We start from the raw sequence: 22,367 nt of genomic DNA, 5'->3' as shown, positions 1-22,367 counted from the left end.
TGAAGCATCCGTCAGGCCCCTGTTCCTCCCACCGTTATGCCGTCTATCTTCAAGGTCGGCTGACCAACGCCGACCGGCACCGACTGGCCATCCTTGCCGCAGGTGCCGACACCACTGTCCAGAGCCAGGTCGGTACCGACCATCGAAACCTTGTTCATCACCTCCGGCCCGTTGCCGATCAGGGTAGCGCCTTTCACTGGCGCGGTAATCTTGCCGTCTTCGATCAGATAGGCCTCACTGGTCGAAAACACAAACTTGCCGCTGGTGATGTCCACCTGCCCGCCGCCAAGGCTCGCGCAGTAGATGCCCCTCTTCACCGAGCGGATAATTTCCTCGGGGTCGCTTTCGCCCGCCCGCATATAGGTGTTGGTCATCCGTGGCATCGGCAGGTGCGCGTATGATTCGCGCCGGCCGTTGCCGGTGGGAGCAACGCCCATCAAGCGCGCGTTAAGCTTGTCTTGAATGTAGCCTTTGAGTATTCCGTTCTCGATCAGCGTGGTGCACTGAGTCGGTGTGCCTTCGTCATCGACGCTCAGCGAGCCACGGCGGTTGGCCAGGGTGCCATCATCGACGATGGTGCACAGCTTGGAGGCGACCTGCTGGCCGATTCGGCCGCTATAGGCCGAACTGCCCTTGCGATTGAAATCGCCTTCCAGCCCGTGACCGACGGCCTCGTGCAGCAACACGCCCGACCAGCCCGGCCCCAGCACCACCGGCAAAGTACCCGCTGGCGCCGCAACGGCTTCGAGATTCACCAGTGCCTGTCGCAGCGCCTCCCGGGCATAACCCATCGCCCGGTCTTCGCTGAGGAAGTAATCATATCCGGTACGTCCGCCGCCACCATGCCCGCCGCGCTCGCGGCGCCCGCTCTGTTCGACGATGACGCTGACGTTGAAGCGCACCAGCGGGCGTATATCGGCCGCCATGCCGCCGTCCAGACCGGCCACCAGAATGTGCTCCCAGACGCCTGCCAGGCTCACAGTGACCTGTTTGATGCGTGGATCCAGCGCCCGCGTGGCGACGTCAATCCGCTTGAGCAGCTCGACCTTTTCCGCCCGGCCGAGCCCATCCAGCGGGTTGTCCCGGTCATACAGCGACGTGAAGGTGGCCTTCGACAGCACCTGAACACGGCCCTGCTGACCGCCGCGGGCGATCGAGCGGGCCGCTTCGGCGGCCTGGCGCAGCGCATCGGCAGTGATCGCATTGCTGTAGGCGAAGCCGGTCTTTTCGCCCGACAGCGCGCGAACGCCCACGCCTTGCTCGAGGTGAAAACCGCCTTCTTTGACGATGCCGTCTTCCAGCACCCAGGACTCGGTCACCTGATCCTGAAAATACAGATCTGCGGCATCGATACCGGGACCAGCCAGCTCGCCGAGCAAGCCTGGCAGATCGTCGAGGCCCAGCCCGCCCGGCGTCAGCAGGCGCTCGGTGACAGGTAACAACAGTTCACTCATATCTACTCCAAAGTGCCCGAGACAATGCGGGGCGCGGTGAATCGGCGATGGCTCAGCACTGGCATGCGCAGGCGCGTAGCCGCCTGTTCGGCAGTGTCTCGGTCGGCAACCAATGCCGCTTCGCCAGTTGTATGTTTGCTCAGCACACTCCCCCAATGATCCACGATAGACGAATGACCGTGGGTAAGCCGCCCGCCAGGGTGTTCGCCACCCTGCGCTGCAGCCAGCATATAGCATTGAGTCTCGATGGCCCGCGTGCGTATCAACATCTCCCAATGCGCCTGGCCTGTCACGCTGGTAAAAGCCGAAGGAGCGCTAATCAACTCAGCACCGGCCAGTCGCAGCGCCGAATACAGCTCGGCGAAACGCAGGTCGTAACACACCGTCATGCCCAGTCGGCCCACCGGTGTATCGACCACCACCAAGCGCTCTCCCGCCGCGTAGTCGTCCGATTCCCGATAGCGCCCGCGCGCATCACTGACTTCAGCGTCGAACAGGTGCAGCTTGTCGTACCGCGCAACGCGCTGGCCCTGATCATCGACCAGCAGCGAGCAGGCCTGGACCTTCGATTGCGGCTGGTCATCAGGTGGCAGCGGCAGCGTGCCGGCGACTATCCATAACCTGAGGTCACGTGCAGTCCGTTTCAACCATGGCAGTATCGGCCCGATCCCCTCGGCTTCGGCGCGGCCGACCGCCGGCAGATCGGTCCGTCCCATAGCGGCGAAGTTCTCCGGCAACACCGCGAGCCGTGCACCGGCCTCGGCGGCCTGCTCCAACAAGCGTCTGGCGACCGCTAGATTCGCCTGGATGTCGGCCTGGCTGACCATCTGAATAACGGCTAGGGTCATGGATGGATACTCTCCGTACGCTCGGCCAACTGCACAAAACAATCCTCAGTTGGGCTTCTCGAAAGGCTTGTCGAAGGTAATTTTGGGCGCCTGCCAAGGGCCCTCGACCTTGTATTGGACCGTCGCGAAGCGCGCGACTTTGTCCCCCAGCAACTTGTCGACGACGAACAGGGCGCCGCCAATGGCCGGCGCGCCAACAATCAATGCCGCCAGCGGCAAGTTGTTGCTGACCGGAAGCGTCACCAGCAGCTTTGCATCGATACGATCATTGACCAGATCCAGCTTGCCATCCAGCTCCAGATTACTGGACGGCCCGGTGACCGTCAGCGGCTGAGAGGTCACGTAGATACCGTCGGTCGCGACCAGCTCGGCCTTGATCCGGTCGTAGCTCAAGCCCTTGCTGAACAGATCCGAGAAGTCCAGTCGCAGCCGCCGACCAATTGAATCGAAATTGAGCAGACCAAACACCCGCAGCGCCTGCGCGCCGCCATCCACCTCGCGAAGTTGGCCATTACGCAGCCGAGCGTCGAGTTGGCCGGACAACCGATTCAGCGCGAAGAATGCCGGCGAGCCCGGCCAGCTGGCGTCCACGTCCAAGCGAAAATCCTCGCTGGTAGTTGAAGGCGCGAAACCCCAGGCCAGCAGTACATCGGCGAGATTCGCCCCCTCCAGCCGCCCTTTGTACCAGGTTCGCGATCCACTCCAGCCACCGTTGCCACCAAGTTTCAAACCCTTGAGATCCAGATCGAGATCTGAGAACGCCACCCCCTCCGCGCTCGGCCGCACCTTCAACGACCATGCACCCAGCGACTCCTCGCCCCGCAGCAACTCGGCTACGGCAATATCCATGGCCGGCAGGCGCTTCGGATCGACATCGGCCAGCGCATCGCTGGGCTGCGCCTGCGTTTCATCCGTGGCGGCCGCTGGCAGACGCAATCGCGACAGATCCAGCGCGATGGGCTCACTGCCGTTATCCGGCAGGCGAACGGCGCCGATGACGGTCTCACTATCCAGTCCGAGCAACCAGCCTGTGGGAAGTCGCTGCACGGCGACTCCGAGATTGTCGATCTGAGTGCCGAAGCCCTCGAAGGTGCCGATATCGAGCTGGACCTGGCGCAACATCGAGGCCCCCGTCTCATTCGTCGAGGCCTCGCCGTAGGTCGCCAGCAGCGCTTGCCATTCGCTCAGATCGAAGCGCGAAATATCGCCGCGAACATAAAGGCCCTGGTCTGTGCGCAGGTTCGCCGCCGCGCCGCCCAACACCAGTTCACCGCCGCCCTCGCTCCAATTGCCGGTCGGCGCGACGAAGGTCAGCGCCGCCAGTGCGTCGTGTCTGAGCGTGTAACGCTGGCGCTCGCCACCCAGGGTCATTCGCAGCGTGGTATCGCGCCGCTCCTTGGATGCCTTGCCGAACGGCGCCGGAAGCGCCAGCTCGGTACCCAACAACGACGAATCCACCTGAAGACGGTTCTCGGTACCGCCCAGTAAAAGCGTCAGCCGCAGCGGCAGATCCCCCGAAGCCGGCAGCGGTTGTTCGATTTTTCGCCACGCCAGAAGGCGATCCAACGTTACCGTGCCGGACGCCTCGATCCGTGTGGATGGCTTGCCTGGCTTTCCAGTGGCGATTGCCTTGCCTTGTACCGAGGCGCCCAGCGTACGGCCACGAAATGTCTTTGCACTGAAACCTTGCTCACTGTCATAGCGAAACTCACCGCCCAGCGCTTCGAGCTGCAGATCCGCCTGCGCGATGAACAGTGACGCATCGCTGCTGGCAAACTCGGCCACAACCTGAGGCCGACCGCCCTGGGCCAGTGGAATACCCAGTTCGAGCGTCCCGCTCAACGGGCCATCACCACGCCAGCCGGCGAACAGTTCACCGGTGCCGATCGGCGCCACCTGCATCAGCGCCAACGCATCTCGCAGGTAGCCATCCACCTGACCCTCGACATCTAACCGCAGTGGCTGAGCGCCACGGTTGCGAGGAACTTCGGCCGTGGCGTCATGTACAAGGCTGTCGAGCATGCGTGCCTCAGCCAGGCGTACCCGCACGCCCCTATTTTCGATCAGCACCTCGCCGCGACCTTCGCGCAACACCGGCCAGCCGGGTTGAAACGCAAGCTCGGCATCTTTCACCTTGAAATAGAGGCTCAGGCTCCGCGCGGTGTCGTCAGCGCCCGCAGCCAGCGCGCCCTGATACTGAAAGTAGCCCTGCTCGACCGTGCCACCGCGAATCGCCGTATTCAGCCACTCGCTCAACGCCGGGCTCAGCGCGGGCGAACGTGTCGGCAGATACTTTTGCGTGTAGCGAGCATCCCCGTCAGAGATGCCGACCCGCAGGTCCATGTAATCTTCTACCGCCGGATCGCGCATCAGGCGGATCAGGAAATCGCCGGCGATGCGCCCCTCTTCACCGTCGACCTGCAGATAGGGCGCGGCGAGCGTGACGGCCTGGTCATCCAGCGTCCAGCGTAGGCTGCCACGGGCACGATGGTACTCCCAGGGACGCGGGAATAGCTGGGCCAGATGCAGCGCGAAATCACGATTATCGAAACGCAGCTCGCCCCCGGAAAGAGTGCCCTGTACGGCGCCGCTGACGTTGCGCACGGCAGGCACCCAGTTGTGTGCACTGATGCTGACCGAATCGAGATTGGCAGAGAACACCAATTGCTCGGCGCTGGGCGCCGCCGGGCGATAGTCGAGCTGCAGATTGCGCAGCGTCCCGCTCGGTGCCAGCCCGAGCAGATACTCGTTTGCCAGCTCAGGCAATGGCGCCACGGCGTGAACCAGAGCCGCCACCGGCCCGACAGCAAGGTGATCGGCCTGCAGACGCCAGCGATCTTCGGCGGCGTGTTGTTGGATCACTACTGCGGTATCCCGCCAGCGCTCCCCTTCGAGCGTGAAGGCCAGGCCATCGAGCTGCAAGCGATAGCCATCAGCCGCCCGATCGAGATAAGCGTTCACAGCTAGATCCTCAATCAGCACGGGATCACGTTGCTGTCGCCTCAATTGCAGTGTCGGCGCATTCAATCGAGCCACCGCCCGCGCCAATCCCTGTGCGCGCCAGTCAATCCATATCTCGCCGCCAGCCTGGAGCTGCTCAAGGCTCCAGCTGCCGGCCAGGCCCGCCGGCACCCAGGCGGCCCAATCGCTCTGCGGCAGGCTCAGATAGAGCTTGGCCTCACTGGCCTGCCAGTCGTTTGTTTGCACCTGCGCCTGGGCCCCCAGGCTCAGTGGCTGGCCATTCGGCAGCAATACACGACCATCCAGGCGCAAGCGCTCGCCGGCGATGCGCAGCTCCAGGTTGGCATACGTCAGGGTCAGCGGCGCTTCGGCATGCGCCTCGAAAGTAATCTGGCTATCCAGAAGCCGCAGACTTCGAATTCGCTGCAGCTCGGCAAAAAGCTTTGCCGGGTCGGCCGGCGGTTGTTCGTCGCGTTCAGGCAGCCCATCGATACGCCATTTGCCTTCGGCGTTTTGCACCAGACTCAGATGGACACCGGTGAACTCGATGGCCTTCAGTTGCAGCTGACGGGACAGGAGAGTGGCCGCAACGTCCGGCACCAACGCCAGGCGATCCAGCCGCACCGCTGCATCGCCTTCGCCTAGAATCACATCGTGCCCCAGTAACCGCGGCGAAAAGCCCTCCCAGCGACCTTCCAGCCTGCCGAGCGCGACCGGCATATCCAGCAGCTCATGCGCCTTGTCCTGGATTTCGAGGCGATACTCGGCTACCAGCGGGACCAATTGCCGGCCAAGACTCACATAGAGCGCAAGCAGCATCAGCCCGATTGCGCCCAGCCAGAGGCTGCGGCGCAGGAAAACGAGCACAAGGGCCAGAAGCCGACTCATACGGATGCGCTCCACCCTTCCAGGGCCGGATGGCTAGGTTTGCATCTATTCAGAGCAGCACCACGTCGTACTGTTCCTGGGAGTACATGGTTTCGACTTGGAACTTGATCGAACGACCGATAAAGCTTTCGAGGTCCGCCACATTGCCCGACTCCTCATCGAGCAGCCGATCGATAACCTTCTGGTTCGCCAGCACACGGTAGCCTTCGGGTTGGTAGGCGCGCGCCTCGCGCAGGATTTCACGGAAGATCTCGTAGCAAACGGTTTCCGGCGTTTTCAACTTGCCGCGCCCTTGGCAGCACAGGCAGGGCTCGCACAGCACCTGCTCAAGGCTCTCGCGCGTGCGCTTGCGGGTCATCTGAACCAGGCCCAACTCGGTAATGCCGATGATGTTGGTCTTGGCGTGGTCACGCTCCAGCTGCTTTTCCAGCGTACGCAAGACCTGCCGCCGATGTTCCTCGTCCTCCATGTCGATGAAGTCAATGATGATGATCCCGCCGAGATTGCGCAGCCGCAACTGGCGAGCAATGGCGGTGGCCGACTCCAGGTTAGTCTTGAAGATGGTTTCCTCAAGCGTCCGATGACCAACAAAGGCGCCAGTATTTACATCGATGGTGGTCATCGCCTCGGCCGGGTCGATGATCAGGTAACCGCCGGACTTGAGCATGACCTTGCGTTCGAGCGCCTTCTGGATCTCGTCCTCGACGCTATAGAGATCGAAGATCGGCCGTTCGCCTGGGTAATGCTCAAGATGTTCACTCAGCTCAGGCATCAGCTCGCCGACGAACTGGCTGACCTTCTGGAAGTTCTCGCGCGAGTCGATGCGAATCTTCTCGATACGCGGATTGACCAGGTCGCGGAGGGTGCGCATGGCGAGCGACAGATCTTCATAGATGACCGAGGGCGCGCCGGCGGTTTTCATCTGGCCGTCGATCTGTTCCCACAGGCGGCGCAGATAGCGAATGTCCATGAGGATTTCATCGCTGCCGGCCCCCTCGGCGGCGGTGCGCAGGATGAACCCGCCAGTTTCCTTGATGCCTTCGGCCGCGACGCACTCGGCGACCACCTGTTTGAGTCGGTCACGCTCGGCTTCTTCTTCGATGCGCAGGGAGATCCCGACATGGCTGGTCTTGGGCATGTAGACCAGATAGCGTGAGGGTATCGACAACTGCGTGGTCAGCCGCGCGCCCTTGGTACCGATCGGGTCCTTGGTGACTTGCACCACCAGCGCCTGCCCCTCATGGACCAGCGCGCTGATGGGTTCGACCGCGTTGCCTTCACGACTGGATATTTCCGAAGCATGAATAAAGGCGGCGCGTTCCAGGCCGATGTCGACAAACGCCGCCTGCATGCCGGGGAGCACCCGCACCACCTTGCCCTTGTAGATGTTGCCAACGATGCCGCGACGCTGGGTGCGCTCGACATGCACCTCCTGCAGGACACCGTTCTCCACCACCGCCACCCGCGATTCCATGGGGGTGATGTTCATCAGGATCTCTTCGCTCATTGTTATTCTCGGCCGATGGGCGGATGAACCAGCCGAAGCTGACGGATTGGTTCGATTCTAACGGCATACGCCGCCAAGCCACAGGCTCTAAACGGAGCTTTTAGTCCAGTACTCGATCCCATGTGCGGCGAGCATCTGTGCCGTTTCGCATAACGGCAGGCCGACGACGCCCGAGTAGCTGCCCTCCAACGCGCTGACGAAAATTGCGCCCCAACCCTGAATGGCGTAGCTGCCCGCTTTGTCCTGCGGCTCGCCGCTGGCCCAATAGGCCTCCATCTCGTCGGGCCGAATCGAGCGGAAGCGTACCCGACTGGTGACCAGCCGAACCACGCAGCCCGACTGGCTGGCCAGCGCGACCGCAGTCATCACCTGATGCTCGCGGCCGGACAACGCCTGCAGCATCACTAGCGCGTCCGCTTTGTCGGCCGGCTTGCCGAGAATCTGCTGATCCAGCACCACCGTGGTATCGGCGCCCAGCACGCAGGCCGAGGCATCCCCGGCCAGCGCCAGGCCCGCCAACGCTTTCTCGCGCGCCAGGCGCTGCACGTAGATATCTGGCGATTCCGCTAAAGCGGGCGTCTCGTCGATGGAAACCGAAAGCAGGGAAAACGGAACGCCGATCTGCGTCAGCAGTTCACGGCGTCGTGGTGACGCGGAGGCGAGAAACAATGCAGGCATGCCGGCTCCTTGGGGAAAAGAGCGAAGCAGGTTCGCATATCCAGGCGATGCCCGAAAGCACGGCGGCTCAGTAGACGTTGAAGCGACGCCGAGCCCATTGCAGGGCGACGAATACCCAGGGCCAGAGCAGCGCGCTGACCGGCACAGGGATGAGGAACAGCAGCGTCGGCGGGCGATTGCCAGTCAGCGTGTTGAGCCACAGCTGCACCAGTTGAGCGATCCCCAGAATCACCAATAGCACCAAGCTCTGCTGCAGCAATGGGAACATGCGCAGGCGCTGCTGCAGACTCAGCACCAGGAAGGTGATCAGGATCAGCGGAAGACCGTTCTGCCCGAGCAACGTGCCGGACAGGACATCGAGCATCAGCCCGAAGAAAAACGCCGCGCCCATACCGCCGCGGTGGGGCAACGCGATCGCCCAGTAAGCGATGAACATGCCGAGCCAGAGGGGACGCGCTAGCCCGAAGCTCGCTGGCATGGGTGCCACGCTGAGCAGCAACGCCAGCATTAGCGATAGCCAGATGACCCAGCCGTTATTCGGCCGCCCGTTGATCATGGTTGCACCTCGCTTGCCGGTGCCGCCGCGCCCGCTGCAGCCGGGGCGATCTCGGGCTCTTGCGATTCCGCTGCCGCTTCATTGGGGGCAGGTGCCGCCTGCTCGGCGGCCTCGCGATCGGCCGACTCCTGCGCTTGCGCAGCGGCCGTGGCACGCTCTTCGGGACTCCGCGAATCGCTGAAGACCAGCAAAAGATAGCGGCTGCGGTTAAGCATGGCGGTGGGAATGGCGCGGACGATGAGGAATGGCTGACCGGAGCCGCGCACCACCTCGGTGACCTGAGCAACCGGGTAGCCGCTGGGAAAGCGCTGCCCCAGCCCGGAACTGACCAGCAGATCACCTTTTTTGATATCGGCTGTCTCGGCGACATGACGTAACTCGAGATAGTCGGGACTGCCTGTGCCGACAGCGATCGCCCGCAGACCGTTGCGATTGACCTGCACCGGAATGCTATGGGTCACGTCCGTCAGCAACAGCACCCTGGCGGCGTAGGGCATGACTTCGACGACCTGCCCCATCAATCCACTGGCGTCGAGCACTGGCTGGCCGAGAAACACGCCGTCGCGCTCGCCTTTGTCGACAAGAATGCGGTGTGTAAAAGGATTGGGATCCAGGCCGATAAGCTCGCCGACGATCACCTTGTCATCGACCAGCGCTGCAGAGTTGAGCAGCTCACGCAGGCGCACATTCTGTTCGGTCAGCATCGCCAGCTTTTGCAGGCGCCGCTGCATCAGCAGCGCCTCGGCCTTGAGCTTTTCGTTTTCGGCCACCAGGCTGGTACTGCTGCTGATCTGCTCGGTTGCACGCTGCCAGGTACGCACCGGCAGGTCGGCCAGCCAGTAGAAAGGCGTCAGCACCAGCCCCATCTGGCTGCGCAAGGGCTTCAGCGTCTCGAAGCGGGCGTCGACCACCATCAGCGCGACACAGAGCACGGAAAGCACCAGCAGGCGCACTCCGAGCATGGGTCCTTTGGCGAATAGTGGTTTGATTGACGAGTCCTCACAGCTGCAGGCTTCAAACTAAACGCGACAAGCCGAGAGCAGAGCTGACCCTGCTTTCGGCTTGCGCTTGGAGCTTATCGCTTGTAGCTCACTCCGTGGACAGCAGGTCCATGGCATGACGGTCCATCATTTCGAGCGCCCGACCGCCACCGCGAGCGACGCAGGTCAACGGCTCTTCGGCGACGATGACCGGCAGACCGGTCTCTTGTGCCAACAGCTTGTCAAGGTCACGCAACAACGCACCGCCGCCGGTCAGCACCAGACCGCGCTCGGCGATATCCGACGCCAGCTCGGGTGGCGATTGCTCCAGGGCACTCTTAACCGCCTGGACGATGGTCGCCAGGGATTCCTGAAGCGCCTCAAGGACTTCATTGGAGTTGAGGGTGAAGCTGCGCGGTACACCTTCGGCCAGGTTACGCCCGCGAACGTCGACTTCGCGAATATCGCTGCTCGGGAATGCAGTGCCGATTTCCTGCTTGATGCGCTCGGCGGTGGATTCGCCGATCAGGCTGCCGTAGTTGCGACGCACATAGGTCACGATGGACTCGTCGAAGCGATCGCCGCCAACACGTACGGATTCAGCGTAGACCACGCCGTTGAGCGAAATCAGCGCGATCTCGGTGGTGCCGCCACCGATATCTACAACCATCGAACCGCGGGCTTCGTCGACGGGCAGGCCGGCACCGATGGCGGCCGCCATCGGCTCCTCGATCAAGAAGACTTCGCGCGCGCCGGCACCGAGGGCCGACTCACGAATTGCACGGCGCTCGACCTGCGTGGATTTGCACGGAACACAGATCAGAACGCGAGGGCTGGGCTGCAGAAAGCTGTTTTCGTGAACCTTGTTGATGAAGTACTGCAGCATCTTTTCGCAGACGCTGAAGTCTGCGATCACGCCGTCTTTCATCGGGCGGATGGCGTTGATGTTGCCAGGGGTACGGCCGAGCATGCGTTTGGCGTCGGTGCCGACCGCGACGACACTTTTCTGGTTGCCGTGGGAGCGGATGGCAACCACAGACGGCTCGTTCAAGACGATGCCACGATCGCGCACATAAATAAGGGTATTGGCAGTGCCCAGGTCGATCGACAAATCGCTGGAAAACATGCCACGCAGTTTCTTGAACATGGAGAAAGGGCCCTGGGGCAAACGCGTGGGGAAAAAAGTGCCGCAAACTCTAACAATGGTGGGAACTTAGGGCAAGGCGCACGTCGGCGCTCATCGGGCCAGACGTGAGCCACTGCTCGAAAAATGAACAGATGCGATAAATAGCCGGACGGACCGCAAGCCGCGGCCATGCTACCGACAAGTGCCGTAGGCATGTAAGATTGATGGCTTTTCCGGGCTCGAATGCCCACCGCCGCGGCTCGACCGCTGCTGCGCTTGCGTCGGCCTTAGCCGACGGAAGGTGTACTCGACTCGCTTCCCGCTGGAGAATCCCGATGGCGCTTGAACGCTCCGAGGTGGAAAAGATCGCTCATCTGGCCCGCCTGGGCCTGAATGAAAACGACCTGCCCCGCACCACCGAGACCCTGAACAACATCCTCGGTCTGATCGACCGCATGCAAGCGGTCGACACCACCGGCATCGAGCCGCTCGCCCATCCGCTGGAAACCCACCAGCGTCTGCGTGCAGATGAAGTCACCGAGCATAACCAGCGCGACGCCTATCAGGCGATCGCACCGGCCGTGGAAGACGGCCTGTACCTGGTTCCACGGGTGATCGAGTAATGAAGGACGCCGACATGCATCAACTGACCCTCGCCGAGATCGCCCGTGCGCTGGCCGACAAGCGCTTTTCGGCAGAAGAGCTGACCCGCTCGCTACTCGAGCGCATCCAGACGCTCGACCCGCAACTGAACAGTTTTATCACCGTCACCGAGGAACAGGCGCTTGCCCAGGCGAAAGCCGCCGATGCCCGCCGCGCCGATGGCGAGAACGGCGCGCTGCTGGGCGCGCCGATCGGTCACAAGGACCTGTTCTGCACTAATGGTGTGCGTACCAGCTGCGGCTCGAAGATCCTCGATGGTTTCAAATCGCCCTATGACGCTACGGTCGTCGAGCGGCTCGCCGCCGCGGGCGCGGTGTCGCTGGGCAAGCTGAACATGGACGAATTCGCCATGGGCTCGGCCAACGAGTCGAGTTTCTACGGCGCAGTGAAGAACCCCTGGGATCCGACCCGCGTCCCTGGCGGCTCCTCCGGCGGCTCGGCGGCGGCAGTTGCCGCGCGCCTGCTACCGGCGGCAACCGGCAGCGACACCGGCGGTTCGATCCGTCAGCCCGCCGCACTGACCAACCTCACCGGCCTCAAGCCCACCTACGGACGCGTCTCGCGCTGGGGCATGATCGCCTATGCCTCAAGCCTCGACCAGGGCGGCCCACTGGCCCGCACCGCCGAGGACTGTGCGTTGATGCTAGGCGCCATGGCCGGCTTTGATCCGAAGGATTCGACCAGTGTCGACCAGCCGTTGGACGATTACCTGGCCGCTCTGACCAAGCCACTGACTGGCCTGCGCATTGGTCTGCCGAAGGAATACTTTGGCGATGGCCTGGATGCCAAGATTGCCACGGCAGTCATGGCCTGCGTCGAGGAGCTGAAGAAGCTCGGCGCCACAGTGAAGGACATCAGCCTGCCGAACATGCAGCACGCGATACCGTCCTATTATGTGATCGCCCCTGCCGAGGCCTCCTCGAACCTGTCGCGTTTCGATGGCGTGCGCTTCGGCTACCGCTGCGAGAACCCGGTCGACCTGACCGATCTCTACAAACGCTCCCGCGCCGAGGGGTTCGGCGACGAGGTCAAACGGCGCATCATGGTCGGCACCTATGCGCTCTCGGCCGGTTACTACGACGCCTACTACCTGAAGGCGCAGAAGATCCGCCGCCTGATCAAGAACGACTTCGTCAGCGCCTTCGATGAGGTCGACGTGATTCTCGGCCCGACCACACCGAACCTGGCCTGGAAGCTCGGCGAGAAGAACGCCGACCCGGTCTCCGCCTACCTCGAAGACATCTACACCATCACCGCCAATCTCGCGGGGATCCCAGGGATCTCGATGCCGGCGGGATTTATCGACGGCCTGCCGGTAGGCGTTCAGCTGCTCGCGCCGTACTTCGAGGAAGGTCGCCTGCTCAATGTTGCGCACCAGTACCAACAGGTCACCGAGTGGCACAAACAAGCACCGGCCGGGTTCTGAGGAGATTGATGATGCAATGGGAAACCGTAATCGGGCTGGAGATTCACGCACAGCTCGCTACTCAATCGAAGATTTTCTCCGGCAGTGCCACCACATTCGGCGCCGAACCCAACACCCAGGCCAGCCTGGTTGATTTGGGCATGCCGGGCACCCTGCCGGTGCTCAACGCAGAAGCCGTGCGCATGGCCTGCAAATTCGGCTTGGCGATCGATGCCGAGATCGCCGGGAAGAACATCTTCGCGCGCAAGAATTACTTCTACCCGGACCTGCCCAAGGGTTACCAGACCAGCCAGATGGACCACCCCATCGTCGGCAAAGGCTTCCTCGACATCACCCTGGAAGACGGCACGCAGAAGCGCATCGGCATCACCCGTGCGCATCTGGAAGAAGACGCCGGCAAGAGCCTGCATGAAGATTTCCACGGCATGAGCGGCATTGACCTCAACCGTGCCGGCACGCCACTGCTGGAGATCGTCTCCGAACCGGACATCCGCAGCGCCAAGGAAGCAGTAGCCTACGTCAAAGCCGTCCATGCCCTGGTGCGTTACCTCGGCATTTGTGACGGCAACATGGCCGAAGGCTCGCTGCGCTGCGACTGCAACGTGTCGGTGCGTCCGAAAGGACAAGCCGAGTTCGGTACTCGTGCCGAGATCAAGAACGTCAACTCGTTCCGCTTCATCGAAAAGGCAATCAACCACGAAGTGCAGCGGCAGATCGAGCTGATCGAGGATGGTGGCAAGGTCGTTCAGGAAACCCGCCTGTACGACCCGAACAAGGACGAAACGCGCTCCATGCGCAGCAAGGAAGAAGCCAACGACTACCGCTACTTCCCTTGCCCCGACCTGTTGCCGGTGGTCATCGAGCAGCGCTTCCTCGACGAAGTACGCGCCAGCCTGCCGGAACTGCCGGTGGAGAAGCGCGAGCGCTTCCAGCGCGAATTCAGCCTGTCCGCCTACGACGCCGACGTGCTGGCCGCGAGCCGGGAAATGGCCGATTACTTCGAAGCGGTGCAGAAGGTTTGCGGTGACGCCAAGCTGGCCGCCAACTGGGTCATGGGCGAACTCTCCAGCCTGCTCAACAAGGACAATCTTGAGATTGACCAGTCGCCAGTATCAGCCGAGCACCTAGGCGGCATGATCCAGCGCATCAAGGACAACACCATCAGCGGCAAGATCGCCAAGATGGTGTTCGAGGCCATGGCCGCCGGCGAAGGCTCGGCAGACGATATCATCGAGAAGAAGGGCCTCAAGCAGGTGACTGATTCCGGCGCCATCGAAAAGATGCTGGATGAGGTGCTCGCTGCCAACGCCGAGCAGGTCGAGCAATACCGCGCCAGCGACGAAGCCAAGCGCGGAAAGATGTTCGGCTTCTTCGTCGGCCAGGCGATGAAGGCGTCCAAGGGCAAGGCCAATCCTGCACAGGTCAACCAACTGCTCAAGACCAAGCTCGAGGGCTGATCGGGCGAGGCGGCCCGCCCAGGGCCGCCTCGTTTCCATTGGACCGCAGCATTTGCAACCACCCACCAAACCGTTGAACGGCTGCGTCCATTAGCGCTCAAAGTTTTTCGAAGGCCATAGAACCCATCCGCTGGCCGGCATCAGATTGGTCCCGCCCGGAAGGATTGGCTCATGCGAAGACTGCTGCTTGTTCCGCTGTTCCTCGGCCTGTTTGGTGGCTGCGGCGACAATCAGGATGCTCACTCTAAAGCCGGGACCACCTTTACCCAGCAGGGCAAGGCCTCTTATTACGCGCGCGGCTTTCATGGCGAGGAGACCGCCAGCGGCGAGACCTTTAATCAGAACGAATTGGTCGCCGCGCACAAGACCTTGCCATTCGGCACGCGGGTGAAGGTAACCAACCTGGACAATGGCAAGCAGGTCACGGTGCGTATCGTTGATCGCGGCCCCTTCGAGCCGGGACGCATCATCGACCTCTCGCGGGTCGCCGCCGCCAGGCTCGACCTGCTCGAAGACGGCATTGTCGACGTGAAGATCGAAGAAGTGAACTGACAGAACCCGCAGATTCAATCACACGGAGCTTTGATGAGTTTGATGATATTCGCCTACCTGATCGGCGGGCTGGTCTTGCTGGTAGTAGGTGCGGAGGCACTGGTACGCGGCGCGGCGAAACTGGCGGCACGCTTCGGCATCTCGCCATTGATCATCGGCCTGACCGTCGTCGCGTTTGGCACCAGCGCCCCGGAAACGGCAGTGAGCATCCAGGCCTCCATGAACGGCAATGGCGACATTGCCGTCGGCAACGTGATCGGTAGCAATATTGCCAACATTCTCCTGATCCTCGGGCTATCGGCACTGGTGGCGCCGCTGCTGGTATCACGCCAGCTTGTGCGCCTCGACGTGCCGGTGATGATCGGCGCTGGGCTACTGACCGTTGCGCTCGCGTGGAATGGCAACGTCAGCCGGCTGGACGGCTGCATTCTGCTGACGCTTCTGCTGCTCTACACGCTGTTCCTGGTCATCGCCAGCCAGCGCGACAAGCAGCGCGCGCAAAAGGACGAATTCAACATTGAGTACGGCCCGGAGGACCGGGCCAAGCCATTCGGCTGGGCGATCCAACTACTGCTGGTCCTGCTTGGGTTGGGTCTGCTGGTGCTCGGCTCCAACCTGCTGATCGAGGGAGCGGTGGCCCTGGCGCGTGCGCTTGGCCTGTCAGAACTGGTGATCGGCCTCACCGTAATCGCCGTCGGGACCTCAATGCCAGAGTTGGCGACCTCGCTGCTGGCGGTTTACCGCGGCGAACGGGATATCGCCGTGGGCAATGTCGTTGGCAGCTGCATTTTCAATCTGCTGTTGGTACTGGGCGCCGGGGCGCTAGTTTCATCCGACGGCCTGTCCATCTCGCCTAATGCGCTGGCCTTCGACCTGCCGGTCATGCTCGCGGTGTTTGCGGCCTGCCTGCCGATTTTTTTCTCCGGATACCGCATCAACCGCTGGGAAGGCACGATGTTCCTAGGCTATTACTTCGCCTATACGCTTTATCTGGTGATGTTCTCCACGGGCCTGCCGGCTATCAACCTGTTACGCCATGCAATGACCTGGTACGTTTTGCCCTTGACCGTTGTCACGCTTTTGGTGATCTTTCTGCGCGCCTGGAAACACCAGCGCTGAGCCTCTGCCTTCCCTTCCTGGAGCAACCTTTTCGTGACCTTGATGACGTTTGTGTACTTGATAGCCGGCCTGGTGCTGCTTGTCGCCGGCGCCGAAGTATTGGTGCGCGGCGCGGCCAAGCTGGCCGCGCAGTTCGGCATCCCACCACTGATCATCGGGCTTACCGTGGTCGCCTTCGGCACCAGTGCGCCGGAGACGGCGGTGAGCGTGCAAGCATCACTGAATGGCAGCGGTGATATCGCCATCGGCAACGTGCTTGGGAGCAACATCGCCAACGTGCTGCTGATTCTCGGTATGACGTCGCTGATTGCGCCGCTGATCGTCTCTCGTCAGCTGATTCGCCTCGACGTACCGATCATGATCGGCGCCAGTCTGATTACCTATGCCCTGGCATGGGATGGCGCGCTCAGTCGCCTCGATGGTGCGCTGCTGTTTTCCGCTGTGATCGGTTATACGCTGTTCCTGATCGTCAGCAGCCGTCGCTCCAATGCAGCCGCAACCGCTGACGATGAGTTCACCAAGGAATTCGGCCTCCATGCCAAACCCAAACCCTACGCCAGCCTGATCAACGCGGGCCTGGTACTTGCCGGCCTGGTGCTGCTGGTAACCGGCTCGAACTTTCTGGTGGAGGGCGCCGTGTCGCTGGCCCGGGCGCTGGGCCTGTCGGAGTTGGTGATCGGCTTGACCGTCATTGCCGTGGGTACCTCGCTCCCGGAACTGGCGACCTCGATTCTCGCCGCCATCCGCGGTGAGCGCGACATCGCCGTGGGCAACATTGTCGGCAGCAATATTTTCAACCTGCTATGCGTACTGGGCCTGGCCTCGCTGGTTTCGCCGCAGGCGATCAGCGTGGCCGCTAGCGCGCTGGCCTTCGACTTCCCGGTCATGATCGCGGTAGCGCTGGCGTGCCTGCCAATCTTTTTCACCGGCTACAGCATCAACCGCTGGGAGGGTCTGCTGTTTGTGGCCTACTACGTCGCCTATACGGTTTACCTGGTAATGGCCAGCACCGGGCGTCCCTTTGCCGAAACCTTTGGCGACGCGATGATAGGCTATGCGGTGCCGCTGACTGCGGTGACTTTGCTGGTGATCGCCAGCCGCGCCTGGAAGCAGCAGCGCTGATCCGATAGCGCTCCTGCGAAGCGACTTGAACCAGCTAAGAGACTGTTGGATTGCGTCCGGCAGCCCCTCGTTTCAGCCTTCGCGAACCTGCAGCCGCGGCAGCTCGACGACTTGCGCGGTGTCCTCGTCGGCATCCATTCGATTGAGCGTGCCGTCGACGACGGCACCGTTCTCCATGCTCAACTGACGATAGCGGATATTGCCGCGCACTCGCGCGTTGGAATGCAGTTCGAGTAGGTGTTCGACAACCAGGTCGCCAACGATAGTGCCATCGATCAGCGCATCGTAGCTGCTGACGTTGCCCTCGATTCGTCCTTCGGCGCTCAGTGCGAGAAGGCTGTGTGTCCCGGGCTTGTGGCAGACGTTGCCGCGCACCGTGCCACTGACCTTCAACCCCTCTTCAAATGCCATATCGCCGGCCAGCGAGACGTTGTCAGAGATCAAACTCGAGAACTGGTCGATGATGACCCGAGGCACCGGTTTCTTCTTGTTGAACATCGTCTACTCCAATGAATTAGCGGGCGTCTTTCTGCTGGCGGAAAAACGCCAGGTCTGTCTGCAAACGCTCGATCTGCGCGGATAACTTGGCGATACGCCCGAGCAGTTGCTCCTGTGTCGCCTCGGCTTCTTCATGCTGAAGCAGGCTTTGTGCGAGCGCGTCCTGAAGCGACTGGTTCTCCGCCGCCAGTGCGGCGAACTGCTGCTCGTGCGCTGCACCCTCGCTGATACGCAGATTCACCAACGCAGCGATCATGCAGAGCATTACCAAGACTACCCAGAGCCACGAGCGCGACCGGCGCGCGATCAGCAGACGGTGCTCGGCTCGGACCAGCTGGCGCGTATCGGGCGCTCTAGTCTTCAGCCAGAGCATCGCTGACCCGCTCCAGATCACCCAGGGCAAGGAAACGCTGAGGGTCGACAAATCGTCCCTTGTGCAGCACTTCGAAATGAAGGTGTGGGCCGGTGGAGCGTCCGGTAGATCCGACGGCTCCGATCAGCTGTTCTGGCGTGACCACATCGCCTCTTTTCACATGCATCCGTGACAGATGCGCATAGCGAGTCACGAGCTGGTTGCCGTGGTCGATTACCACCAGCTTGCCGTACCCGCCACGAGTGCCGGCGAAGCGAACCCGACCACCTGCGGCGGCGAGCACATCCGAGCCGGAGCGCAACGAAAAATCCACTCCCGAATGGAAAGCGGCCTGCTTTTTAAACGGATCGATGCGGTTGCCGTAGGCTGACCCCAGACGCGCCGCACCAACCGGCCGACGAGAAGGAATCGCCATGAGCGCCGCGTTGCGTTCGGCCACACGCTGCATCAGTTCATCCAATACCGCACGCATGCAACTCGCGGACGTCTCGGTGCGCTCCAGGTCAGCCAGCGATACGCTATCGGGCGCCAGCAGCAGCTCGCCCGAGCAGCCCTGCGGCGGCAGTAAAACGCCGCCCTGCCCGGCGCTGCCACGAGCCGAATCCTTTGGAATCAACAATGGCAGCAGGCTCGGGTCCAGCGCCGAGAGCTGCGCGCTCAGAATGCGTTGCTCGCCCACCATCTGCTGCAACGCGAACACATCGGACTCCAGCGACTTCAGCCGTCCGACCACCTTGCCGACACGCGCAATGGCGAAACGCCCTTCATCGCCAAGACTCGGCTCATCCAAGCTTATAGGCTCATGCGCGACGTCCAGGTCCCGCCCAATCCAGACGCCACCTGCGAAAGTGCCGAGATTCAGCAGCAGCACCAACGCCAGACCGGGACCGAGCTTGCGATGCAGGTTGACGACGCGATTGGCATCGCGAGTCAGCGAACGACTCGTAGGTGTAAATAGCGGCATCATGAGTTCTCAGAAACAAGGCGGCCAACCCCTGTAGGCAAGCCATCAATTGTCCGAGGCAATGTGACGGAAACGGGTATTTTTTTCTGAGGCCTATTGAACGATTACGACTACCCCAGTGCCTTTCTTAAGCGAGAAAGCCGATATCGATCACAACACCGATAAGCGGTATCCAAGGGTTTGGGGTATCTGGCTGGCGTGAAGCAGCACCGAGCCTAGAGCCACCCCAACCAGCCGAGGATGAAAAGACCGACGTTGATGCTCACCGCGGCCATGAGTGTGGTGATCACGATAATGACCGCGGCCAACTGATGATTGGCGTTGACCGCCCGCGCCATGACGAAGCTGGCCGAGGCCGTCGGACTGGCGAAATACAGAAACAGGATGCCCAGTTCCGCGCCACGGAAGCCGAAGAGCCAGGCGCCTAGTGTTGCCAGCGCGGGGAGCCAGACCATCTTCATCAGGCTTGAGCTCATCGCCATACGGCTGCTCTCGCGCAGGACCGAGAGCGACAGCGTGCCGCCGATGCAAATAAGCGCCAACGGTAGCGTCATCTGAGCGAAGTACTGGCCGGAGGTCATTACCCAGTCCGGTAACGGAATCTGCCAATAGGCAACGGGAACGGCAGCTGTCACGCCGATGACCAAAGGGTTGCGCAGGATGCTCAGCAGAATGGCTCCGGCGCCGACACGCCCGCCCGGGCTGTAGATGGCCAGAATCAGCGCCGACAGGCTGTTGTAGACGAGTATCACCACACCGGCCAGAACGCCGCCCAGCGACAGGCCATAATCACCATACAGGCTGGTCGCCAGCGCCAGGCCGACGATTCCGTTATTGCCGCGAAACGCGCCCTGGATATAGACGCCGCGATCCGCTTGCGGGCAGCGCCAAAGCGCCCAAACCCATGCTAGAACGAAGGTCGCCACGGTGGCCATGACGTAGTAGATCAACAGGCCCGGCTGCAGCGCAGCGTCCAGGTCGGCCTTGATAATCGAGAGGAACAGCAGGGTCGGCATTGTGGCCCTGAACACCAGAGCCGATGCGGTCTGGACGAACGCCGCATCGATCCAGCCCAGCCGCTTGAGCGCAACACCGATGAACAACATGATGAAGACCGGAGCGGTGATGCCCAAGGTCTGAATGGCAACGGAAAGCATGAGCAAGCTCGGGTGCGAAGAGACCGCCTATGGTAATCGCTTACGAGCTGGAAGCTGGAAGCTGGAAGCTGGAAGTATGGGCTGCCCCAAACCGCTTACAGCTTGAGGCTGCTCTTCTCTGAAAATGGCAGGATGAGAACCGCCAAACGACTCGCTCGCGCTTCCGGCTTCAAGTTCAAGGCTGCTTTCTACCGCCTTACCGGGCGTTTCTGCAGTTTGCGCTGCAACGTCCGACGGTGCATGCCCAGTGCCCGTGCCGTGGCGGAAATATTACCGTCGTGCTCGGCGAGCACGCGCTGGATGTGCTCCCATTGCAGGCGATCCACCGACATCGGGTTCTCCGGCACCAGCGTATCCAGGTCGGCATGCTTGGAGAGCAGCGCGGCCAGCACATCGTCAGCATCGGCGGGTTTGCACAGGTAATTGCAAGCGCCACGCTTGATGGCTTCAACGGCGGTGGCGATGCTCGAATAACCGGTAAGAATCAGCACCTTCATTTCCGGGTCCAACTCGAGCAGCTTGGGTAACAGGACCAGACCCGAGTCGCCCTCCATCTTCAGGTCCAGCACTGCATAGTCAGGCAGGTCCTGCTTAGCCATTTCCAGGCCTTCCTCAGCCGACCCGGCGATGCTGACCTGTAAACCACGACGGCTCATGGCCCTGGCCATGACTCGGGTAAACGTCGGGTCATCATCCACCAGCAGCAGATGGGGCTGGTCTTCGCCTTCGTGCTGCAGCTCTTCGGTCATGCTTAGATTCCTCGCGTTAGGGTCAGGTTCAGACCCGCACCGAGCCATGCGGCAGGCGCAACTCGGTCAGGGTGCCACCGTCTTCATGATTGTAGAGCTTCACCGTACCGCCCGCGCGCGTGACGCTGGCCTGGCTCAGGAACAGGCCGAGGCCGAATCCCTTGCCCTTGGTCGTGATGAAGGGTCTGCCGATCTGCTCGGCGATAGCCAACGGTACACCGGCACCGTGGTCTCGGATGGTCAGTTTGATCCACTGCGCATCCCAATCCAGACGGATATCGAGGTTGTCCGGACTGGCATCGGTCGCATTGTTCAGCAAGTTAAGCAACGACTGGCCCAGATCCGCCGGGGGCATCAGACGGGGTGGGGTACCCTTGCCCAGACACTGGAAGCGATAGGTTGCTTCGGGGTGCATCAGATGCCAACGCTGCAGGACCGACGCAACCCATTCCCGCACGGTCTGTTCAACGACGGCCTGACGGCGATCCGCCTCGGCTGCGCGCACCAACTGGCGCAGACTCTCCTTGCATAGCTGAACCTGTGACTGGAGCAGAGCCAGGTCTTCGTTCAGCTGAGGTTGCTGGTATTCCTGGCGCAACTCTTTGAGCAGCACGCTCATGGTCGCCAGCGGCGTGCCCAGTTCATGCGCGGCACCGGCAGCCTGGGTTGCCACGGCCAATAACTGCTGGTCGCGCATGCTCTCTTCGCGGCGCTGGGCCTGGAACTGTTCCTGGCGTCGCAACTGTTCGGCCATGCGCGCAACGAAGAACGTGATCAGCGCCGCGGCCAGCGCAAAGCTCAGCCACATCCCGTAAACCAGCAACGTCGTGCGGTCGACGGGCGGTGCGATGACCGGGTCGTACCACACCAGCATCAGTGTATAGCCCACCAGTGCCAGGCCGGACAAAACGATCGAATACAACCACGGCAGCGTTGCCGCGGCGATGGTGAGCGGCACCAGATAGTAGGAAACGAATGGATTGGTCGAGCCGCCGGAGTAATACAGCAGCGCGCTGTGAATCAGCAGGTCGGCGGCCAGGTGCACCGCGTATTCGAGCTCGGTCACCGGCCAGGGTCCACGCAGCCGTAATGCCGTGCCCAGGCAGATCAACGCAGAGATGGCCAATGTGATGCCCAGATGCAACCATGGCAGGGCAAACAATTGAGTCGCATAGGCGAGCCCCACCGCACCCGCCTGAGCAGCGAGCACGAGGATGCGGATCAGGGTGAGCAGACGGAGGTTCTGACGGCTGGCAGACAGCAGATGAACGGATGCGTACATGGGGTCT

20 protein-coding genes are annotated in these 22,367 nt (G+C 61.9%); 6 read left to right on the top strand and 14 right to left on the bottom strand.

The genetic code is table 11. The features are described 5' to 3' along the window. Nucleotides 1-11: 11 nt before the first annotated feature. From tldD to mreB, 8 genes are all read right to left on the bottom strand, one after another. Nucleotides 12-1,454 (bottom strand): metalloprotease TldD, encoded by a 1,443-nt coding sequence (gene tldD, locus H3028_RS16355; RefSeq protein ID WP_181298296.1) that lies wholly within the window; start codon nt 1,452-1,454, stop codon nt 12-14. Between the two features lie 2 nt (nt 1,455-1,456). Beyond that, complete coding sequence (locus tag H3028_RS16350; RefSeq protein WP_181298295.1) at nt 1,457-2,302, bottom strand: carbon-nitrogen hydrolase family protein; 846 nt, start codon at nt 2,300-2,302, stop codon at nt 1,457-1,459. Between the two features lie 45 nt (nt 2,303-2,347). Further along, nucleotides 2,348-6,151 (bottom strand): YhdP family protein, encoded by a 3,804-nt coding sequence (locus tag H3028_RS16345; protein ID WP_181298294.1) that lies wholly within the window; start codon nt 6,149-6,151, stop codon nt 2,348-2,350. Nucleotides 6,152-6,200: 49 nt separating this feature from the next. Then, on the bottom strand, nt 6,201-7,658 hold the full coding sequence (gene rng, locus H3028_RS16340) for a ribonuclease G (protein ID WP_168425543.1): 1,458 nt from the start codon (nt 7,656-7,658) through the stop codon (nt 6,201-6,203). Nucleotides 7,659-7,745: 87 nt separating this feature from the next. Next, on the bottom strand, nt 7,746-8,336 hold the full coding sequence (locus H3028_RS16335) for a nucleoside triphosphate pyrophosphatase (RefSeq protein ID WP_181298293.1): 591 nt from the start codon (nt 8,334-8,336) through the stop codon (nt 7,746-7,748). 67 nt (nt 8,337-8,403) lie between these two features. Beyond that, nucleotides 8,404-8,892: a rod shape-determining protein MreD gene (gene mreD / locus H3028_RS16330; protein WP_181298292.1), complete on the bottom strand. Its 489-nt coding sequence runs from the start codon at nt 8,890-8,892 to the stop codon at nt 8,404-8,406. After that, nucleotides 8,889-9,854 carry a rod shape-determining protein MreC gene (mreC, locus tag H3028_RS16325; protein ID WP_181298291.1) on the bottom strand — a complete coding sequence of 322 codons (966 nt, stop codon included), beginning with the start codon at nt 9,852-9,854 and terminating at the stop codon, nt 8,889-8,891. The genes mreD and mreC overlap by 4 nt, the downstream gene beginning before the upstream one ends. Nucleotides 9,855-9,981: 127 nt before the next feature. Further along, nucleotides 9,982-11,019 carry a rod shape-determining protein MreB gene (gene mreB / locus H3028_RS16320; protein ID WP_181298290.1) on the bottom strand — a complete coding sequence of 346 codons (1,038 nt, stop codon included), beginning with the start codon at nt 11,017-11,019 and terminating at the stop codon, nt 9,982-9,984. A gap of 314 nt (nt 11,020-11,333) precedes the next feature. Between mreB and gatC the strand changes: the two genes are divergently transcribed. From gatC to H3028_RS16290, 6 genes are all read left to right on the top strand, one after another. Beyond that, on the top strand, nt 11,334-11,621 hold the full coding sequence (gatC, locus tag H3028_RS16315) for an Asp-tRNA(Asn)/Glu-tRNA(Gln) amidotransferase subunit GatC (protein ID WP_181298289.1): 288 nt from the start codon (nt 11,334-11,336) through the stop codon (nt 11,619-11,621). A 14-nt stretch (nt 11,622-11,635) separates the two neighbouring features. Continuing rightward, a complete protein-coding gene (gatA, locus tag H3028_RS16310; protein ID WP_181298288.1) occupies nt 11,636-13,087 on the top strand; it encodes an Asp-tRNA(Asn)/Glu-tRNA(Gln) amidotransferase subunit GatA in 1,452 nt (483 codons plus the stop codon). A gap of 11 nt (nt 13,088-13,098) precedes the next feature. Beyond that, nucleotides 13,099-14,544 (top strand): Asp-tRNA(Asn)/Glu-tRNA(Gln) amidotransferase subunit GatB, encoded by a 1,446-nt coding sequence (gene gatB / locus H3028_RS16305; protein WP_258237822.1) that lies wholly within the window; start codon nt 13,099-13,101, stop codon nt 14,542-14,544. A 171-nt stretch (nt 14,545-14,715) separates the two neighbouring features. Further along, a complete protein-coding gene (locus H3028_RS16300) occupies nt 14,716-15,096 on the top strand; it encodes a septal ring lytic transglycosylase RlpA family protein (protein WP_181298286.1) in 381 nt (126 codons plus the stop codon). A 33-nt stretch (nt 15,097-15,129) separates the two neighbouring features. Further along, nucleotides 15,130-16,215: a calcium/sodium antiporter gene (locus H3028_RS16295; RefSeq protein ID WP_181298285.1), complete on the top strand. Its 1,086-nt coding sequence runs from the start codon at nt 15,130-15,132 to the stop codon at nt 16,213-16,215. 33 nt (nt 16,216-16,248) lie between these two features. Next, nucleotides 16,249-17,337: a calcium/sodium antiporter gene (locus H3028_RS16290; protein WP_181298284.1), complete on the top strand. Its 1,089-nt coding sequence runs from the start codon at nt 16,249-16,251 to the stop codon at nt 17,335-17,337. Between the two features lie 72 nt (nt 17,338-17,409). Here the strand turns inward: H3028_RS16290 and H3028_RS16285 are convergent, their stop codons facing one another. The 6 genes from H3028_RS16285 to H3028_RS16260 form a co-directional block, all read right to left on the bottom strand. Further along, nucleotides 17,410-17,835, bottom strand: coding sequence for a polymer-forming cytoskeletal protein (locus H3028_RS16285; protein ID WP_181298283.1), 426 nt, complete (start codon nt 17,833-17,835; stop codon nt 17,410-17,412). Nucleotides 17,836-17,851: 16 nt separating this feature from the next. Further along, entirely contained in the window at nt 17,852-18,208 is a 357-nt protein-coding gene (locus H3028_RS16280) for a hypothetical protein (RefSeq protein WP_181298282.1), read from the bottom strand. After that, nucleotides 18,189-19,172 carry a M23 family metallopeptidase gene (locus tag H3028_RS16275; RefSeq protein WP_181298384.1) on the bottom strand — a complete coding sequence of 328 codons (984 nt, stop codon included), beginning with the start codon at nt 19,170-19,172 and terminating at the stop codon, nt 18,189-18,191. The genes H3028_RS16280 and H3028_RS16275 overlap by 20 nt, the downstream gene beginning before the upstream one ends. Before the next feature lie 215 nt (nt 19,173-19,387). Beyond that, a complete protein-coding gene (locus H3028_RS16270) occupies nt 19,388-20,329 on the bottom strand; it encodes an AEC family transporter (RefSeq protein WP_181298281.1) in 942 nt (313 codons plus the stop codon). A 188-nt stretch (nt 20,330-20,517) separates the two neighbouring features. Continuing rightward, complete coding sequence (locus tag H3028_RS16265; protein ID WP_181298280.1) at nt 20,518-21,078, bottom strand: response regulator transcription factor; 561 nt, start codon at nt 21,076-21,078, stop codon at nt 20,518-20,520. 28 nt (nt 21,079-21,106) lie between these two features. Then, a complete protein-coding gene (locus tag H3028_RS16260; RefSeq protein ID WP_181298279.1) occupies nt 21,107-22,360 on the bottom strand; it encodes an ATP-binding protein in 1,254 nt (417 codons plus the stop codon). Nucleotides 22,361-22,367: the final 7 nt, after the last annotated feature.

Source organism: Pseudomonas sp. Q2-TVG4-2, assembly GCF_013620795.1.
In the GTDB taxonomy this organism is placed as follows: domain Bacteria; phylum Pseudomonadota; class Gammaproteobacteria; order Pseudomonadales; family Pseudomonadaceae; genus Stutzerimonas.
This window is presented reverse-complemented; position numbering and strand designations above follow the sequence as displayed.

Excerpts from the sequence above, each read along its gene's own strand:
- tldD (WP_181298296.1), bottom strand. The coding sequence starts at position 1,454 with ATGAGTGAACTGTTGTTACCTGTCACCGAGCGCCTGCTGACGCCGGGC.
- H3028_RS16350 (WP_181298295.1), bottom strand. The coding sequence starts at position 2,302 with ATGACCCTAGCCGTTATTCAGATGGTCAGCCAGGCCGACATCCAGGCG.
- H3028_RS16345 (WP_181298294.1), bottom strand. The coding sequence starts at position 6,151 with ATGAGTCGGCTTCTGGCCCTTGTGCTCGTTTTCCTGCGCCGCAGCCTC.
- rng (WP_168425543.1), bottom strand. The coding sequence starts at position 7,658 with ATGAGCGAAGAGATCCTGATGAACATCACCCCCATGGAATCGCGGGTG.
- H3028_RS16335 (WP_181298293.1), bottom strand. The coding sequence starts at position 8,336 with ATGCCTGCATTGTTTCTCGCCTCCGCGTCACCACGACGCCGTGAACTG.
- mreD (WP_181298292.1), bottom strand. The coding sequence starts at position 8,892 with ATGATCAACGGGCGGCCGAATAACGGCTGGGTCATCTGGCTATCGCTA.
- mreC (WP_181298291.1), bottom strand. The coding sequence starts at position 9,854 with ATGCTCGGAGTGCGCCTGCTGGTGCTTTCCGTGCTCTGTGTCGCGCTG.
- mreB (WP_181298290.1), bottom strand. The coding sequence starts at position 11,019 with ATGTTCAAGAAACTGCGTGGCATGTTTTCCAGCGATTTGTCGATCGAC.
- gatC (WP_181298289.1), top strand. The coding sequence starts at position 11,334 with ATGGCGCTTGAACGCTCCGAGGTGGAAAAGATCGCTCATCTGGCCCGC.
- gatA (WP_181298288.1), top strand. The coding sequence starts at position 11,636 with ATGCATCAACTGACCCTCGCCGAGATCGCCCGTGCGCTGGCCGACAAG.
- gatB (WP_258237822.1), top strand. The coding sequence starts at position 13,099 with ATGCAATGGGAAACCGTAATCGGGCTGGAGATTCACGCACAGCTCGCT.
- H3028_RS16300 (WP_181298286.1), top strand. The coding sequence starts at position 14,716 with ATGCGAAGACTGCTGCTTGTTCCGCTGTTCCTCGGCCTGTTTGGTGGC.
- H3028_RS16295 (WP_181298285.1), top strand. The coding sequence starts at position 15,130 with ATGAGTTTGATGATATTCGCCTACCTGATCGGCGGGCTGGTCTTGCTG.
- H3028_RS16285 (WP_181298283.1), bottom strand. The coding sequence starts at position 17,835 with ATGTTCAACAAGAAGAAACCGGTGCCTCGGGTCATCATCGACCAGTTC.
- H3028_RS16280 (WP_181298282.1), bottom strand. The coding sequence starts at position 18,208 with ATGCTCTGGCTGAAGACTAGAGCGCCCGATACGCGCCAGCTGGTCCGA.
- H3028_RS16275 (WP_181298384.1), bottom strand. The coding sequence starts at position 19,172 with ATGCCGCTATTTACACCTACGAGTCGTTCGCTGACTCGCGATGCCAAT.
- H3028_RS16270 (WP_181298281.1), bottom strand. The coding sequence starts at position 20,329 with ATGCTTTCCGTTGCCATTCAGACCTTGGGCATCACCGCTCCGGTCTTC.
- H3028_RS16265 (WP_181298280.1), bottom strand. The coding sequence starts at position 21,078 with ATGACCGAAGAGCTGCAGCACGAAGGCGAAGACCAGCCCCATCTGCTG.
- H3028_RS16260 (WP_181298279.1), bottom strand. The coding sequence starts at position 22,360 with ATGTACGCATCCGTTCATCTGCTGTCTGCCAGCCGTCAGAACCTCCGT.